At 64.4% G+C, this 15,921-nt stretch carries 13 protein-coding genes and 1 pseudogene; 11 read left to right on the top strand and 3 right to left on the bottom strand.

Going from position 1 to position 15,921, the window contains the following annotated elements; all coding sequences use genetic code 11:
* Positions 1–39 precede the first annotated feature (39 nt).
* On the bottom strand, positions 40–945 hold the full coding sequence (locus ABMA46_RS18335) for a LysR family transcriptional regulator (protein ID WP_349001446.1): 906 nt from the start codon (positions 943–945) through the stop codon (positions 40–42).
* A 130-nt stretch (positions 946–1,075) separates the two neighbouring features.
* On the opposite strand from ABMA46_RS18335, the gene ABMA46_RS18330 reads away from it, so the two are divergent.
* The 3 genes and pseudogenes from ABMA46_RS18330 to ABMA46_RS18320 all read left to right on the top strand — a co-directional run bounded on the left by ABMA46_RS18330 (position 1,076) and on the right by ABMA46_RS18320 (position 4,477).
* Complete coding sequence (locus ABMA46_RS18330; RefSeq protein ID WP_349001445.1) at positions 1,076–2,422, top strand: amidohydrolase family protein; 1,347 nt, start codon at positions 1,076–1,078, stop codon at positions 2,420–2,422.
* A 69-nt stretch (positions 2,423–2,491) separates the two neighbouring features.
* The gene (locus ABMA46_RS18325; protein WP_349001444.1) at positions 2,492–3,691 is read left to right on the top strand and encodes an arabinose transporter; all 1,200 of its coding nucleotides are present in this window, start codon (positions 2,492–2,494) and stop codon (positions 3,689–3,691) included.
* 26 nt (positions 3,692–3,717) lie between these two features.
* Positions 3,718–4,477 (top strand): annotated as a pseudogene (locus tag ABMA46_RS18320) (SDR family NAD(P)-dependent oxidoreductase).
* Between the two features lie 713 nt (positions 4,478–5,190).
* Here ABMA46_RS18320 and ABMA46_RS18315 read toward each other — a convergent pair.
* Positions 5,191–6,216, bottom strand: coding sequence for a LacI family DNA-binding transcriptional regulator (locus ABMA46_RS18315; protein ID WP_349001443.1), 1,026 nt, complete (start codon positions 6,214–6,216; stop codon positions 5,191–5,193).
* Positions 6,217–6,615: 399 nt separating this feature from the next.
* Between ABMA46_RS18315 and ABMA46_RS18310 the strand changes: the two genes are divergently transcribed.
* The 8 genes from ABMA46_RS18310 to ABMA46_RS18275 all read left to right on the top strand — a co-directional run bounded on the left by ABMA46_RS18310 (position 6,616) and on the right by ABMA46_RS18275 (position 14,666).
* On the top strand, positions 6,616–7,707 hold the full coding sequence (locus tag ABMA46_RS18310) for a Gfo/Idh/MocA family protein (protein ID WP_349001442.1): 1,092 nt from the start codon (positions 6,616–6,618) through the stop codon (positions 7,705–7,707).
* A 62-nt stretch (positions 7,708–7,769) separates the two neighbouring features.
* The gene (locus ABMA46_RS18305; RefSeq protein ID WP_349001441.1) at positions 7,770–8,684 is read left to right on the top strand and encodes a sugar phosphate isomerase/epimerase family protein; all 915 of its coding nucleotides are present in this window, start codon (positions 7,770–7,772) and stop codon (positions 8,682–8,684) included.
* Positions 8,685–8,741: 57 nt separating this feature from the next.
* Complete coding sequence (locus tag ABMA46_RS18300; RefSeq protein WP_349001440.1) at positions 8,742–9,674, top strand: substrate-binding domain-containing protein; 933 nt, start codon at positions 8,742–8,744, stop codon at positions 9,672–9,674.
* A 104-nt stretch (positions 9,675–9,778) separates the two neighbouring features.
* The gene (locus ABMA46_RS18295; RefSeq protein WP_349001439.1) at positions 9,779–10,747 is read left to right on the top strand and encodes an ABC transporter permease; all 969 of its coding nucleotides are present in this window, start codon (positions 9,779–9,781) and stop codon (positions 10,745–10,747) included.
* Between the two features lie 4 nt (positions 10,748–10,751).
* Positions 10,752–11,528: an ATP-binding cassette domain-containing protein gene (locus tag ABMA46_RS18290; protein WP_349001438.1), complete on the top strand. Its 777-nt coding sequence runs from the start codon at positions 10,752–10,754 to the stop codon at positions 11,526–11,528.
* A 34-nt stretch (positions 11,529–11,562) separates the two neighbouring features.
* Positions 11,563–12,741: an aldose 1-epimerase family protein gene (locus ABMA46_RS18285; RefSeq protein WP_349001437.1), complete on the top strand. Its 1,179-nt coding sequence runs from the start codon at positions 11,563–11,565 to the stop codon at positions 12,739–12,741.
* Positions 12,738–13,838: a fatty acid desaturase family protein gene (locus ABMA46_RS18280; RefSeq protein WP_349001436.1), complete on the top strand. Its 1,101-nt coding sequence runs from the start codon at positions 12,738–12,740 to the stop codon at positions 13,836–13,838. The genes ABMA46_RS18285 and ABMA46_RS18280 overlap by 4 nt, the downstream gene beginning before the upstream one ends.
* Before the next feature lie 30 nt (positions 13,839–13,868).
* The gene (locus ABMA46_RS18275) at positions 13,869–14,666 is read left to right on the top strand and encodes a 3-methyl-2-oxobutanoate hydroxymethyltransferase (RefSeq protein WP_349001435.1); all 798 of its coding nucleotides are present in this window, start codon (positions 13,869–13,871) and stop codon (positions 14,664–14,666) included.
* Between the two features lie 3 nt (positions 14,667–14,669).
* Here the strand turns inward: ABMA46_RS18275 and ABMA46_RS18270 are convergent, their stop codons facing one another.
* A complete protein-coding gene (locus tag ABMA46_RS18270; RefSeq protein ID WP_349001434.1) occupies positions 14,670–15,845 on the bottom strand; it encodes a Gfo/Idh/MocA family protein in 1,176 nt (391 codons plus the stop codon).
* Positions 15,846–15,921 lie beyond the last annotated feature (76 nt).

The following is a 15,921-nucleotide window of genomic DNA, read 5'->3' as shown; positions in this document are numbered from 1 at the left end:
CATGGCGCTCGCCGAAATCCGGGAGGTGGAAGCGGCCGGTTAGAGGCTCCGGAGAACCTCATCGCAGAAATCGACAAACGCGCGAACCTTGGCCGGCGGATGCTGGCGGGAGGGATGGTAGGCGTAGAGAGGAAACAGTTCTCCATGCCACTCCGGAAACAGATCGATCAGGTCACCGGCAGCCAGCCGCCCACCGACGCTCCACCCAATCACCTGTGCGATGCCGGTGCCGGCCAGACATTCCTCCAGCATGGACTTGGGGTCCGTGAAGGTCAGCGGGCCGCTCGTCGGCACCTCGATCGTCTCGTTACCGCAGACGAACTCCCACTCAAAGGGCTTCCCCGAAGCCGGATCGAGAAACTGCAAACAGCGATGCCGGGGCAGATCCGAGGGATGCGCGGGACGTCCGTGGCGGCCGAGATAGGACGGCGAAGCCAGGGTGAGGATCGGTGCCTCGATCAGCTTGCGTGAAATCAGCGACGCGCCGCGTGGCTGGCCGAAGCGGATCGCGAGATCGATGCCGTCCGCGACGAGATCGCCGATATGGTCGCGTGTCACGAACTCCACCGACAGATCGGGAAAAGAGTCGCAAAATTCCCCAAGCCGCCCGGCGAGCACCAGAGGCAGGAAAAACGGGTCGATGTCGACACGAAGACGCCCCCGCACGGCGGAAGCTGTTCCGGCTGCTGCTACGGCAGCGTCTTCAATAGCGTCGAGATGGGGTTTGGCTTCCTCGTAAAAGCGGCGCCCCTCATCGGTCAGCGTGACCGAGCGGGTCGTGCGATCGAGCAGACGAACGCCGAGCCGTGCTTCCAGGCGGCTGATCGAGCGGCTAACGCCGGAGTCGGTGATGCCGATCAGTTCGGCGGCTTTAACGAAGCTGCCTCCCTCTATGACCGCAGCCAGCACGCTGACACCGGAGAGGATTCGTCCATCGAACGCCATACGAAGGTTTGCTCATACTCCAGTATGATTTTCAGTCAAGAATGATCTGACACAATCGCACTTAATTCAAGAGCGAAGGCGCGCGATATCAGTTGCGAGCCCAAGGCTGGAATTAAGAAAGGACTGGATCATGAGTACGCAAGGCAATCTCCGCACCCTCTTCAAGGGCGGCACGATCATCACGATGGACAGGACCGTCGCCGCGCCGCCGGTTGGCGATGTGCTGGTCGAGAACGGGCGGATCGCCGCCATCGACACGAACCTCCAGGTGGCGGACGTCGAAGTCATCGACGCCCGCGGCGGCATCGTCATGCCCGGCCTCGTCGACGCTCACCACCACATGTGGCTCGGTGTGATGCGCCGCATGATGCCAAACGTCGAAGATCTCTTCGCCTATATCGACGTCGTCGCAGAGCAGATGGGATCCCACTATCGCCCGCTCGACATGTATCTCAGCACCAGGCTGACGGCGCTCGCCTGCCTCGATGCCGGCATCACCACGGTGATCGACGCCTGCCATTCGTCGCGCAGCCCAGAGCATACCGATGCGGCGCTCGACGCGCTCGACGACAGCGGCATCCGCGCCCTGCACATGGTCGGCGCCGCGATGGACAAGAAGGCTTCATCCGCGCACATTCCCGGCGATCTCAAGCGCCTCGCCGACAACTGGAACCAGGGCGACGGTCTGGTGCGGGTCGGCCTGTTCGGCCAGCTCAACGTCGACTGGTGGCGGGCGGCTCGGGCGCTCGACATGCGCATCCTCACGGAGTTCATCGGCGACCTGGCCAAGCTGGGGCCGGAGTTCGACGAGCCGGGCCTGCTCGGAGCCCACAACATCTTCAACCACTGCACGCGCGTGCCGGAAGACACCTGGAAACGTCTTGCTGCCGCTGGGGTGAACGTGACCGTCAATCCGCGCTCGGATGCATTGTTCGGCTTCGACGACGAGGGCTTCGCCTGGCAGCAGGCGATCGAACACGGTCTCACGCCCGCGCTCGGCATCGATCTCGACACCGCCTTCGGCAGCGACCTGTTCGGCGAAATGCATGCGCTCTTCGGCCAGCAGCGCTCTGCCATGCGCTATCGCCGGTTCCGCCGCGAGGAGAATGTACCGGGGCCGATCTCAGTCCAGGCCGTGCTCGAGGCCGCGACCGTCAACGGCGCCCGTGCTGCCGGCCTTGAGGACCGCATCGGCACGCTGGCGGTCGGCCGTGAAGCGGACGTGATCATGGTCCGAACCGAGGATGTCGCAGTCTTCCCGGTCACCGATCCGGTCGGAACCATCGTCCAGGCGGTGGAGCGCGCGAATGTCGACACAGTGATGGTCGCAGGCGAGATCCGCAAGCGCGGCGGCAAGCTGGTCGGCGTTGATCTGGCGAAGCTACGGGCTGAGGTCACTGGCTCTCTCGACTATCTGCTCGAGGCCAGCGGCTATCAGCCAGAAGGCTCTTGCAAGCGCGCGGTGGCAGCCGCCTGAACCGCCATGGGCGCCGCCTCGCGACCGGAGCGACGCCCACTGATCCCAACTCATCTTATGGAGGCTGTCATGTCAGCACTCGCCGTCAATGGTGCGCGCCGTCTCGATGCCGCGCCGCAATTCCTTTCCCGCCCCGCTCCGGGCATCATCGCAGCACTCTTCTGCGGCTATCTCGCCGTCGGCCTGCCGCTCCCGGTCATTCCGCTCTTCGTCCACGATAAGCTCGGCTTCTCGACCTTCGTCGTCGGACTGGTAATCGGGATCCAGTTTCTGGCGACCGTGCTGACACGCGGTTATGCCGGCCGCCTCACCGACCAACATGGGGGCAAGCGCTCGGCGTTGCAGGGCGCGGCGGTTAGCGCGCTTGCAGGCTTGCTCTATTTCGTTGCGGCCATGCCCGGTCTTTCCCCCACGATCAGCCTGGCTATCATCATCGTGGGCAGGCTCGCGGCCGGTCTCGGCGAGAGCCAGTTCGTCACAGGCTGCGTGTCCTGGTCGATCGCCTCGGTCGGACCCGAGCGCGCAGGCATGTCGATGTCCTGGACCGGCATCACTATGTTTGCCGCCCTCGCCATCGGCGCGCCGACCGGCATGCTGCTCTACCAGAGCTACGGCCTGGAGGCCGCGATGATCGCCTGCGTCGTCGCGCCGCTTCTGGCCGCCGCCATCGCGCTTCGCGAGACCTCCTATGCCACGCCTGCCGGTCCCCGGCTGCCCTTTTACAAGGTCATCGGTCAGATCTGGCGTGAGGGAACCGGCCTGATGTTGCAGGGCGTCGGCCTCTCCGGCCTTACGGCCTTCGCCTCGCTCTATTTCGCGGCGCGTCATTGGGACAATGCCGGGCTGGTCATGACCGCGTTCGGCGTGGGCTTCATCTTCGTGCGGGTCGTCCTCGGGACGCTTCCCGATCGGGTGAGCGGCTATCGTGTCGCGCTTTGGTCTCTGGTGATCGAAGCCATCGGCCAGGCGATGATCTGGCTCGCTCCGAATGATGTCGTGGCGCTTGCCGGTGCCCTGGTGACCGGGCTTGGCTGCGCGCTCATTTTCCCAGCCCTCGGTGTTGAAGCCCTGAAGCGCGTCCTGCCCGCCAATCGCGGCAGCGCCATGGGCGCCTTTGTCGCCTTCCTCGACATCGCCTACGGCATTTCGGGACCGGTCGCGGGCGTGATTGCGGGACAGTTCGGCTACGCCGCCGTCTACCTCTTCGGCGCGGGCTGCGCATTGGCGGGGGCGGCGCTCGTCGTCACCGCCCGCAGCCCGCAATCCTGAAACATTCTTTGGAAAAGGAGAAATTCATGTCACGCATTTTCATTTCCGGTTCTTCGACGGGCCTTGGGCTGATGGCAGCAGAATTGCTCGTCAGCCAAGGCCACCAGGTCGTCCTCCATGCCCGCAACAGCGATCGGGCGAAGGATGCCCGCAAGGCCCTGCCGGCGGCCGAGGCGATCGTTGTTGGCGACGTCGCAACCATTGCTGGCGCCAAGGAAGTGGCCGCGCAGGTCAATGCGCTCGGCACATTCGATGCCGTGATCCATAACGCCGCCGTGGGCTACCGCGAGGCGCACCGCCTCACCGCCGATGGCTTGCCGCATGTCTTCGCGATCAACACGCTGTCGGCTTATATCCTGACCGCCCTGATCGAGCGTCCGAAGCGGCTCGTTTATCTGTCGTCGGGGATGCACCACCATGCCGACGCCAACCTATACGACATCCTGTGGAAGAAGCGGCTCGGAAGCCTATGCCGAGAGCAAGCTGCACGATGCCATGCTGGCGTTCGCGGTCGCACGGCGTTGGCCAGGTGTCTTCTCCAACTCTCTGGAACCCGGCTGGGTACCGACCAAGATGGGCGGTCCTGGCGCGCCAGATGACATGGAGCAAGCCCACCTGACGCAGGCTTGGCTCGCTGCCGGTGATGACCCCAAGGCCGATGTGACGGGACAGTATTTTTACCACATGAAGCGTATGGAGCCGAACCCGCAGGCGCTCGATTCAAGGTTGCAGGATCGGCTGATCGAGAGCTGCGCCGGGATTTCGGGCGTCCCTAACAGTTTTTGATGGCAGCTTTGTCCCGCAACTCGGTCGTCGCCCCGGGCTTGTCGAACGTCCGCGGTTGGTAGAACCTGCCATTAAAGTTAGGACCCGTTTATGGCCCTGACCCTAGTTGGTTCAATCTGGTATTTGAAAACTCGGCGGAAAGCCAACTGGCATCCCCCAGTGAGTGGATAGACGTAGCTTTTGCTCAAATGATCCGCCTTCAGATCGGTCAAAAACTGCGATAGCAAAGTGCCCATGAGTTTCCGAAAGAGCACTGAAGGAGTTTTTCAGCCCACTGAAAATCATGGTCAATAGCGACGAAGTACAACGATCGGATATAAATACGTGGATGGCGAATTACGCACGTCGGACGCAGAGGCGAGAGGATTTCGAAATCCGGTAAAACTGGTGCGAGATGGCAAATCGATAGGGTGTATGAGACGCGAAATGCAATTTTCTGTGGAAAAGCGGAGCCGAACCACCGGTATGATTTTGGATTGGGTAATTTTACGGGTATCGACTGTTACCCATACTGGCGATTTATAAACAAAATCAAATAGTTACCTTAAAGTTCGATTCCGCCCCTGGCACCAATGACTTCAAGCGCTTATAAACAATCCTGCGCGGCCTGCCGCCGCAGGCCTGTCGGCGCGCCGAACGCGAGGCGATGGCGCTGATGCGCAGCCGGCCGGTGGCGAAATCCTGACGGTACGGCGGCACGGAAGCGGCGGCGATCAGATCTCGGGGATGTTTTCCTTGAAGACGATCTGCAATCTGGGAGGGTGGTAGTCGCCGGCCTGCCCGCGCACGGCACGCGACAGCACGTTCAGCGCTTCGCGCGCCTCGACGCGCGGGTTCTGATCGATGACGGCGTCCATCGTGCCGTCGAGGAGCAGCGACTTGGTGCCCTCCGTGACCTCATGGCCGACGAACACCACCGAGCGCTCACGGCCACGTTCCTTGAGCGCGCGCGCTATGCCCGGATTGCCGGCGCCGATATTGTAGATGCCGGCAAGGTCGGGATGGCGATCGAGCAGGGCCGCCGCTTCCGAATAGGCGCGCTCGCGGTCGTCGAGCATCTCGCGCAGTTCGACGATCTCCAGATGCGAATGCTCCTCCGCCAGCATGTGGCGGAAACCCATCTCGCGCTCCTCATGGCCGCGATAGGACAGGGAGCCGGCGAAAAGCGCCACCTTCCCCGCCCGCCTGGCGCCCATGAAACGGCTCATGACATGGCCGGCCAGGCGGCCGGCCGCCCGGTTGTCGATGCCGATATAGGCGACGCGCGGCACGTGCAGGATGTCGGAGGCGATCGTCACCACCTTGACGTCGTCGGCCGCCAGCGACCGCAGCGCTTCGCGCACCGTCGGATGGTCGAGCGCGATGACGCCGACGCCACGCGCCGCACGCGGCAGTTCGGACAGGCTTTTCGCCAGCCGATCGGGGCTGAAGCCCTCTATCGTCGTGATGCGGACGTCGAGGTCGGGCCGCGCCTGCGCCTGCGTCTCGATCTGCCGGTGCAGCATCTTGATGAAGGTATTGGTGCCTTCCGGCAGGATGAAATCGAGGCGCACGACCTCCGTCTCGCGCACGCCGGCAAAGCGCCCGCCAGCCTCGGCGATGTAGCCGAGGCGCCGGGCGGTCTCGATCACGATCTCGCGGGTGCGCGGGCGCACGCCCGAACGGTTGTTCAGCACGCGGTCGGCCGTGGCCGGGGAAACGCCTGCCTCGCGGGCGACGTCAGCGAGCGTGAAGCGCACGGCCGATCTGCCTTTCAGTGCCGGTAGCAGCCGCGATGCGGCATGGGAGAGGGAATCCGAATTGATTCTGGCCGACGATAATGGGTCCAGCCCCGATTCTGCACAAGTTGGCGGGCGCGTCTCCAGTGGCGTGGATCGCCCTTTGCCGGCCTTGCCGGTCTCCTCCCTGAAGGACGCTTTCGTACAGCATCGATTGTGGCCCCTGGCGCCGGAGTTCGTCGTTCGCGCACCATGATGGTTTTTGAGTAGTATTGATGTTGACTATGATGGTTTGCCTCGTCAATATCCCTCTTGCGGATTGCTGACGGCGTCCGAAGGGGGAGGAGCCCCAAGTACCGAATTCGATCCGGCCGGTCGGCGTGCAATGCGCCGCCGTGTCGAACGAGGGGAATTGTCGACGTGGCAGACGCCAGGGGATTCGAGCCCGACGCCAGAATCCGCAGCCGGGACTACCGGATCGGCTGCATCGGCGCCGGCATGATCATGGCTGAATGCCATTTGGCCGCCTACCATGAAGCCGGCTTTCCGGTGGCGGCGATCGCATCGCGAACCAGGGCGAATGCCGAAAAGGTCGCCGCCCGCTGGAGCATTCCGAAGGTGCACGACACGCCGCTGGCGCTGATCGAGGACCCGCAGGTCGAGATCGTCGACCTCGCCTTTCCGCCGGACCAGCAGCCGCAACTGATCCGCCATGCGCTGAAGCAGAAGCACATCAAGGCGATCCTCGCCCAGAAGCCGCTGGCGCTGTCGCTGGAGGAGGCGATCCGGCTGCGCGACGAGGCGGCGGCCTCCGGCAAGATCCTGTCGGTCAACCAGAACATGCGCTACGACCAGTCGATGCGCGTGCTCAAGCAGATCATGGATTCGGGCGCGCTGGGCGACATCGTCTTCGCCGAAATCGACATGCACGCCATCCCGCACTGGCAAGGCTTTCTCCGGGAGTACGACCGGCTGACGCTGTCCAACATGGCCGTGCACCATCTCGACGTACTGCGCTTCCTGTTCGGCGAGCCGGACGAGATCACCACGCTGACCCGCAAGGACCCGCGCACGACCTTTCCGCATTCGGACGGCATCACCGTCTCGACGTTGCGCTTTTCCTCCGGCGTGCTGGCGGTCTCGCTGGAGGACGTGTGGTCCGGTCCGCGCCACGAAGGTTACAAGGACGACCAGCACATCGCCTGGCGTGTCGACGGCACCGAGGGCGTCGCCAAGGGCACGATCGGCTGGCCGACGGGCACGGCCTCGACGCTGACCTACGCCTCGACCAGGACCACCGGCGGCGAATGGGTGACGCCGACCTGGGAGACGATGTGGTTCCCGCACGCCTTCATCGGCGTCATGGAGCAGTTGCAGCACGCGGTGAAGACCGGCACGCCGCCTGCACTGTCGATCGCGGACAATGTCCGCACCATGGCGCTGGTCGAGGCCGGCTACCGCTCGATCGAGGAGAAGCGAACCGTGAAGCTGTCGGAGGTTTTCGCCGGCTGAGCGGCCAGCCGCGGCCGGCCGTCGAGCCTACCCAGAGTCCATACAGGGAGAAGTTTTCCATCATGATGCAGGCAGGCATTTTCACGGGCTACTTCCCGTATGGCCTCGAGGAGACCGCGAAGAAGATCCGCGCGCTCGATTTCAACACCGTGCAGCTCGATCTGCACTTCAAGGACATCGACCTGTCCGCCGGCCAGATCACCAAGGACAAGGCGAAGAAGGTGCGCGACGTCTTCCGCGACCACAACCTGCCGATCTGCTGCGTTTCCGGCTACACCAACATCATCCATCCCGACAAGGACGAGCGGGCGAGGCGCGTCGGCTATCTCAAGGAGATCATCCGCCACGCGCGCGACTTCGGCTCGGCCTACGTGATTTCGGAAACCGGCACCTTCAACACCGAATCCGATTGGGTGCATCACCCGAAGAACAAGACCGAGGAGGGTTTCGAGGAATGCCGCAAGGTGATCGCCGAGCTTGCCCAGCTCGCCTATGACCACGGCGCGGTGTTCTGCCTCGAAACCTACGTCAACAATGTCGTCGGCTCGGTCGAGGAGACGGTGAAGATGTTCGCCCAGGTCGATCATCCCGGCCTCGGCCTGCTGATGGACCCGACCAACTATTTCGAGAGCCACAACATCGACCGCATGGGCGAGATTTTGAATCAGGTGTTCGACACCTTGCAGGACAAGATCAGGATCGCCCACGCCAAGGACGTGAAGCGTTCGGGCAGCGACAAGTCGGAGAAGCACGCCGACATCGGCGATGCGGAGGCGATGGAAAGCCACACCTTCCGCGGCGTCGGCGAGATCGAACTGCCGGCGCCCGGCCTCGGCGAACTGGATTACGACCTCTACCTGCAGCTGCTGGCGCGCAAGCACTCCAACATCCCCGTCATCATCGAGCATCTGGCGGAAGACGACATTCCGCGCGCCAAGAAGTTCCTGGACGGCAAGTTCCGCGCCAACGGTCTTTGAGAGGCCGGATTACCGGGCGGGAGGAGAAGAAGTTCGTTTTCACATGGGAGGTAATCGATGCTGAGTAAACTGAAACTGCTCATCTACGGCCTGGTCCTTGCGATGGTCCTGCCGCTCGCGGCGCAGGCGAAGACGTTCTACTGGATTTCGCACGGCAGCCCGGCCGACCCGGTCTGGACCTACTTTCTGCAGGGCGCGGAGATGTGGGCGAAATCGACCGGCCAGACGGTCAAGACCTCGTTCCACAACGGCGATGTTCCGGCCCAGCAGGAAGCGCTGCGCGCCGCGATCGCCGCCAAGGCCGACGGCATCGTCACCACCAGCCCCGATCCGGGCAGCCTGGTCGACATCGTCAAGGAAGCCAAGACGGCGGGCATCCCGCTCATCAACTTCAACACGCCCGATCCGTCGGCGCATTTCCAGGCCTATGTCGGCACCGATCTGGTCGTCGTCGGCAGGGGCTGGGCGCAATATCTCGTCGACCATGACTTCGTGAAGAAGGGCGATTTCGTCTGGATGCCCGTCGAGGTTCCCGGCGCCAGCTACGGCGTCGAGGAGACGAAGGGCATCAAGGAGGTCTTCGATCCGCTCGGCATCACCTACGAGGTCACCGAGACGACGCTCGACCAGGCCGAGATCATCACCCGCATGAGCGACTACCTCAACGCCAACAGGACCAAGGTCAAGGCCATCATCGGCCTCGGCGACCTGGCCACCGGCTCGATCAAGCGCGTCTTCGACCAGGTCGGCGTCAAGGCCGGCGAAATCCCGGTCGTCGGCTGGGGCAACTCGCTGGACACCACCAGCGAGGTCACCGAGGGCTATGTCAACGCCGCACAGTGGCAGGACCCGCAGGCGACCAGCTACCTGGCGCTGACGCTGGCGATGATGGCCACCGACGGCGTGCCGCCGGCCTTCAACATCACCACGGGCGCGCTCTACGAGAAGGACACGGCAGACGTCTACGCCAAGGTCATGTCGGCCAAGTAAGGCCCGCGCATCTTCGTTTCCGCGGCGCCATGCGCGCCGCGGAAACGGCTCCACAGGCAACCGGCCGCTTCGCGGCACCCGCAACGCAGCCCTGAAAGGCGGACATGCAACGTTTGTTCTCCAGACCCGAATTCGGGCCGCTCGTCCTGCTCATCGTCGAGTTGATCGTTTTCCAGTCGATCAACCCGCAGTTCCTGTCGGTGCTCAATATCTCCAACACGCTGGCCTTTTCGGTCGAACTCGGCCTCGTCGCGCTGGGCATGACGTTGTTGATGACGTCGGGCGAATTCGACCTGTCGGTCGGCTCGGTCTTCGGTCTGTCGCCGGTGATCATGTGGTCGCTTTTCAACAGCGGCGCACTGCCGCTGGAGGCCGCCTTCGTCGTTGGCCTTCTGATCGCGGCGGTGATCGGCTTCGTCAACGGCTGGTTCGTCATCCGCCTGAAGATCCCCTCCTTCCTGGTGACGCTGGGCATGCTCCTGATCGCGCGCGGCACGGCGCTGTTCATCACCGACGGCTTTCCGCAGCGTACCTGGGATGCCAGCGGCCAGTGGCTGGCGGAAATCCTCGTAGGCGACTTCTACATCGGGCCGTTTCGCATCTACATGTCGCTGTTCTGGTTCATCCTCGCCGCCGTCATCCTCGGCTACGTGCTGACGCAGACGAAGTTCGGCAACTGGGTCCAGGCTTCCGGCGGCAACCCCAATGCGGCGCAGGCGCGCGGCGTCAATGTCGGCCGCACCAAGATCATCCTGTTCGTGCTGTCGGCGATGCTTTCGGCCTTCGCCGGCATCATCAGCTCGATCCGCACCTCGGCCGCCAATCCCAACAGCGGCACCGGCTATGAACTCGAAGTCATCGCCATGGTGGTGATCGGCGGTACGGCGCTGACCGGCGGACGCGGCACCATCATCGGCACGGTGATCGGTATCTTCATCCTGCGCATCATGCGCAACGGCATCGTCATGGTCGGCGTGCCCGGCCTCGCCTACAACATTTTCATCGGCGCGATCATCCTCGGCATGATGGCGCTCCATTCGGGCCTCGAGCGCCGGCACCAGTCAGGGAACTAGAGCGATGGCCGAAGAACTCGTCCTGATGGACAATGTCAGCAAGTACTACGGCCGCGTCCGTGCCCTCGACGGCGTCACCTTCCGCGTCTTCAAGAACGAGATCGTCGGCCTGCTCGGCGACAACGGCGCCGGCAAGTCGACGCTCATCAAAGTGTTGTCGGGGGCCGTGCGCGCCACCGGCGGCACCATCTCCATCAAGGGCCGGAAAGTCGATATCCGCAGCACCGCCGACGCCATCGCCAACGGCATCGAGACGATCTATCAGGATTCGGCGCTGGTCACGCAGCTTTCCATCGCCCGCAACCTGTTCCTCGGCCGCGAGCCGATCAAGGGGCCGGGCTTCTTCAACAAGATGGACCAGGCCAAGATGGAGGAAGTGGCGACCGCGCTGCTCAAGCGCGTCGGCATCTCCAAGAACATTCCGGTGACGACGCCGATCGGCTCGCTGTCGGGCGGCGAGCGCCAGGCCGTCGCCATAGCGCGCGCCATGCACTTCCACAGCGACTTGATCATCCTCGACGAGCCGACCAACAATCTGGGCGTGGCCGAGACGCAAGGGGTGCTGCGTTTCGTGCGCAACGCGCGCGACACAGGCCATTCCTGCATCTTCATCGCCCATAACATCCATCACGTCTTCGAGGTGGTCGACCGCATCGTCGTCATGCGGCAGGGCAAGGTGGTGGCCGACGACATCGACCCGAAGAAGACCAGCGTGCGGCATGTCGAGGAAGTCATCACCGGCATGTCCGAAGCCGAACTCAGGAACGCGGTGGCGCACTAGAGAGAGCGAAGGCAATCGAAGCAAGCCTGCGATCATGGTGAACCTCTACGGACAGACGCTCTCGCGCCGGCAACTCGCCAAACGCACCGGCTCGCTTTCGCAGTTCGCCGGCGTCAGGCTAATGACGCTCGGCGACGGGGCGGAGCGCGGCATCCGCATGCTGGAGTTCCGCACCGGCACCGGCCTGCGCTTCACCGCGCTGGTCGACCGCGCGCTCGACATCGCCGACTGCGACTACAAGGGCCAGGCGATCGGCTGGCATTCGCCGAGCGGCTTCCGTCATCCCGGCCTGCACGACACCGAGGGCGAGCAAGGGCTCGGCTGGGCGCGCTCCTTTTCCGGCCTGCTCCTGACCTGCGGCCTCGATCACATACTGGGGCCGGCGGAGGTGTCGGCCGAGACATACAACTATCCCGGCAAGGCGACGGTGCGGCACGGCCTGCACGGCCGCGTCAGCACCATCCCGGCGCGCCTGACCGGCTATGGCGAGCGCTGGGAAGAGGACCGCTGCATCCTGTGGGCGGAAGGCGTCGTGCAGCAGGCGGCGGTCTTCGGCGAGGACCTGCACCTGATCAGGCGCATCGAGGCCGATGTCGGCACCAACGAGATCCGCCTGTCGGACAGGGTGGTCAACCACGGCTTCCTGAAAACGCCGCACATGTTCTTCTATCACGTCAACATCGGCCATCCGGTGCTGGACGAGGGCTCGCGCTACCTGGCGCCGATCCGCGAAACGGTGTGGGCCGCGCATGAAGACGCCTATCGCCGGCAGGAGGTCGGCTACCGTGCCATGCCGGCGCCGCAGCAGGATTTCCGCGAGCAGGTGTGGGAGCACGAGACGGCGGCGGATGCGGCCGGCCTCGTGCCGGTTGCGCTGGTCAACGACCGCATCGGCCTCGGCTTCGAGGTCGAGACGCGCAAGGACCAGCTTCCCTGCCTCTACGAGTGGCAGAATTTCCAGGCCGGCTCCTACGCGCTTGGCATCGAGCCGTCGACGCACCACGTACTGGGAGACGCCGCGGCGCGTGAACGCGGCGAGATGATCTGGCTGGAGCACGGCGACAGCCGCGCCTACGACACGACTTTCCGTGTGCTCGATGGCGCCGGTGAGATCGCGGCGGCGGAGCGCCGCATCCGCGCGATCGCCGACCAGCCCGACGACGACTACCCGGCCCCGTCCGGCAGGTTCACGACCCTTGGAGGCCCTCGATGACGACGGCGACATTCCAGAAGGCGAAACGCGACTACAGCCTTGTCGGCGAAAGCACCAGACGCGCCATCGAGACGGGGCTGGCCTCGGCCGAATGGTATCATACCGAGGTGCCCCGCAAGGTCATGAAGGAGCTGATGCAGCGCTCCGACGGGCCGGCGATCCGCGACACGATCCTGTGGATCGCGCTGATCCTCGGCTCGGCCGCCGGCGCGATCTTCTTCTGGGGCACCTGGTGGTGCGTGCCGTTCTTCCTCGTCTATGGCGTGCTCTACGGGTCTTCCAGCGATTCCCGCTGGCACGAATGCGGCCACGGCACCGCCTTTCGCACGCGCTGGATGAACGACGTCGTCTACCAGATCGCCTCCTTCATGCTGATGCGCAATCCGGTGCAATGGCGCTGGAGCCACGCCCGCCATCACACCGACACCACCATCGTCGGCCGCGACGCCGAGATCGCCGTGATGCGCCCGCCGGACCTGTTGAAGGCGGCGCTGATGTTCACCGGCCTGCTCGATCTGCGCTATTCGCTGCCGGCGCTTTTCCGCCAGGCCTTCGTCGGGCTGAACGCCGAGGAAAAGAGCTACGTGCCGGAGATGGAGTACCGCAAGGCGGTGGTGGCGGCGCGCTGGCATGTGGCGATCTACCTCGCCACGGTCGCGGCGGCCATCGCCATGCGCTCGTTCCTGCCGCTGATGTTGATCGGCGGCCCGCGCCTCTACGGCTCCTGGCACATGATCCTGACAGGCCTGCTGCAGCATGTCGGGCTGGCCGACAACGTCACCGACCACCGGCTGAACACGCGCACCGTCTACATGAACCCGGTTAGCCGATGGATCTACTGGAACATGAACTACCATGTCGAGCACCACATGTTCCCCATGGTGCCCTATTACGCGCTGCCGAAGCTGCACGAGCTGATCAAGCACGACCTGCCGGCCCCGAACCCGTCCATGTGGCACGCCTACCGGGAAGTATGGCCGGTGCTTTTGCGGCAGCTCAGATACGAGGACTATTACCTCAAGCGCGAGCTGCCGCCGACGGCCAAGCCCTACCGGGACGAGTTCCACAACATGACGATCCCGGCCGCCGCCGAATAGGCCGACCCGCCGCGCGCAAAGAGGATATCCATGAGCCGAAAGAGACCGACCATCGCAGACCTCAGGGCCATCAAGGGCAAGCGGCAGCTGACCATGCTGCGCGTCACCACGATGGAGGAGGCTGAAGCCGCCGAAAAAGCGGGCATCGACATCGTGTCGATCACCCCCGAACTCATCCTCGACCCTGCCTATCGCGAGGTCGCGCCCAGCCTGTTTTCCATGCCCGGCGAGAACTTTTATGAGATCGGCACGGCCGACGATTTCGTGCGCTGGGCGTTCAAGATGTATAAGGCGGGCGCCGACGCCGTCTATTGCAGCGCCAGCATCGCCACCATCAAGCGCATGGCCGACGAAGCGATCCCGGTGATCGGCCATGTCGGGCTGATCCCGTCGCGGCGCACCTGGACCGGCGGCTTCAAGGCGGTCGGCAAGACGGCCGACAGTGCCATGGAAATCTTCGAGGCGGTCAGGCAGCTTGAGGCGGCGGGCGCCTTTGGGGCCGAGATCGAGGTGGTTCCCGTGGAGGTCGCCGAAGCGATCTCGAAGCGCACGTCGCTGTTCCTGTTGTCCATGGGGGCGGGGACGGGCTGCGACGCGCAATACCTGTTTGCCGAGGATATCCTCGGCACCAATCGCGGTCACATGCCCCGGCACTCCAAGGTCTACCGCAACTTCGCCGCCGAATACGACCGGTTGCAGCAGGAGCGCATCGCCGCTTTTAAGGAGTATGTCTCCGATGTCGAAAGCCGAACCTATCCGGAGGAAAAGCACATCGTGCGCATGCCGCCGGCCGAACTGAAAGCCTTCCTCGACCGGCTCGGCTCCTGATCCCTACAGGTCGGTCCAGGCGCCGTCCTTCGCCTGCGAACCGACGGCGGCCGCGACGAATTTGACGCCGCGCGCGCCGTCCTCGACGCTCGGCACCAGTGCCGCCTGGGCCGCATCGATTTCCTGACCGCGGCGATGGGCGCCGATGATCTGAGCGGCGTCGCGGTAAAGGTTGGCGAAGGCCTCGATATAGCCTTCCGGATGCGCTGCCGGCATGCGCGAGACGCGCCGGCTTTCGCCGAAGGAGCCGGCGCCGCCGCGCGTAATTATGCGGGGTTCTTCGCCATAGGGAGTGAAGCGCAGTTCCTCCGGCCGCGTGCCGCGCCATTCCAGCCCGGCCTTGTCGCCGTAGATGCGAACCGACAGGTCGTTGTCGTGGCCGGGCGAGGTCTGGCTGGCGAGGATCGTGCCGCGCGCGCCGCCGCTCCAGCGCACCAGCACATGGGCGTTGTCGTCGAGCCGGCGGCCGGGAACGGCGGTGAACAGGTCTGCCGCCACCGCCTCGGCGTCGCGACCGGAGACGAAGCAGGCGAGGTTGAAGGCATGGACGCCGATGTCGGCCAGCACGGCGGACTGGCCGGCGCGCGCCGGGTCGGTGCGCCACTCGGCCTGCTTCTGTCCCTCAGCGTCGATCGGCTTGGTCAGCCAGTCCTGGATATACGAGCCGTGGATCGACACCAGTCGCCCGAGCGCGCCGGCCGCGACCATCTCGCGCGCCTGCCGCACCATGGCGTAGCCGGTGTTGTTGAGCGTGACGACGAACCTGCGCTTCAGCCGCGCGGTCAGTGCCACCAGCGCCTCGGCGTCGGCCACGGTGGTCGAAAGCGGCTTGTCGCAGATGACGTCGATGCCGGCTTCCAGGAAGGCGGTGGCGACCGGCGCGTGCAGGTGGTTGGGCGTAACGATGACGACGGCCTCGATGCCGTCGGGCCGTGCCACCTCGGCGCGCGCCATCTCGCGGTAGTCGGCATAAGCGCGGTCAGGCGCGATGCCGAGTTCGGCGGCCGAGACTGCCGCATTTGCCGGGTCGGAGGAGAGCGCTCCCGCTACCAGGGCGATGCGGTCGTCCAGCCGCATGGCGTAGCGATGTACGGCGCCGATGAAGGCGCCCTGGCCGCCGCCGACCATGCCGACCCGCAGCCGCTCGTTGTTCGTCCCGTCAGCCGTCGCGTAAACCATGTCCGTTCTCCCTTCCTCTGCGCAACGAATACACGTCCGGCGAAAAACTTCGAAGCGAATTTCCATTTTTCAAATT

This window comes from Mesorhizobium hunchu (assembly GCF_040081975.1).
Lineage (GTDB): Bacteria > Pseudomonadota > Alphaproteobacteria > Rhizobiales > Rhizobiaceae > Mesorhizobium > Mesorhizobium hunchu.
This window is presented reverse-complemented; position numbering and strand designations above follow the sequence as displayed.

Coding starts and splice junctions, on each gene's coding strand:
- ABMA46_RS18330 (WP_349001445.1), top strand. CDS start 1,076: ATGAGTACGCAAGGCAATCTCCGCACCCTCTTCAAGGGCGGCACGATC.
- ABMA46_RS18305 (WP_349001441.1), top strand. CDS start 7,770: ATGATGCAGGCAGGCATTTTCACGGGCTACTTCCCGTATGGCCTCGAG.
- ABMA46_RS18270 (WP_349001434.1), bottom strand. CDS start 15,845: ATGGTTTACGCGACGGCTGACGGGACGAACAACGAGCGGCTGCGGGTC.
- ABMA46_RS18275 (WP_349001435.1), top strand. CDS start 13,869: ATGAGCCGAAAGAGACCGACCATCGCAGACCTCAGGGCCATCAAGGGC.
- ABMA46_RS18295 (WP_349001439.1), top strand. CDS start 9,779: ATGCAACGTTTGTTCTCCAGACCCGAATTCGGGCCGCTCGTCCTGCTC.
- ABMA46_RS18290 (WP_349001438.1), top strand. CDS start 10,752: ATGGCCGAAGAACTCGTCCTGATGGACAATGTCAGCAAGTACTACGGC.
- ABMA46_RS18280 (WP_349001436.1), top strand. CDS start 12,738: ATGACGACGGCGACATTCCAGAAGGCGAAACGCGACTACAGCCTTGTC.
- ABMA46_RS18335 (WP_349001446.1), bottom strand. CDS start 945: ATGGCGTTCGATGGACGAATCCTCTCCGGTGTCAGCGTGCTGGCTGCG.
- ABMA46_RS18300 (WP_349001440.1), top strand. CDS start 8,742: ATGCTGAGTAAACTGAAACTGCTCATCTACGGCCTGGTCCTTGCGATG.
- ABMA46_RS18325 (WP_349001444.1), top strand. CDS start 2,492: ATGTCAGCACTCGCCGTCAATGGTGCGCGCCGTCTCGATGCCGCGCCG.
- ABMA46_RS18285 (WP_349001437.1), top strand. CDS start 11,563: ATGGTGAACCTCTACGGACAGACGCTCTCGCGCCGGCAACTCGCCAAA.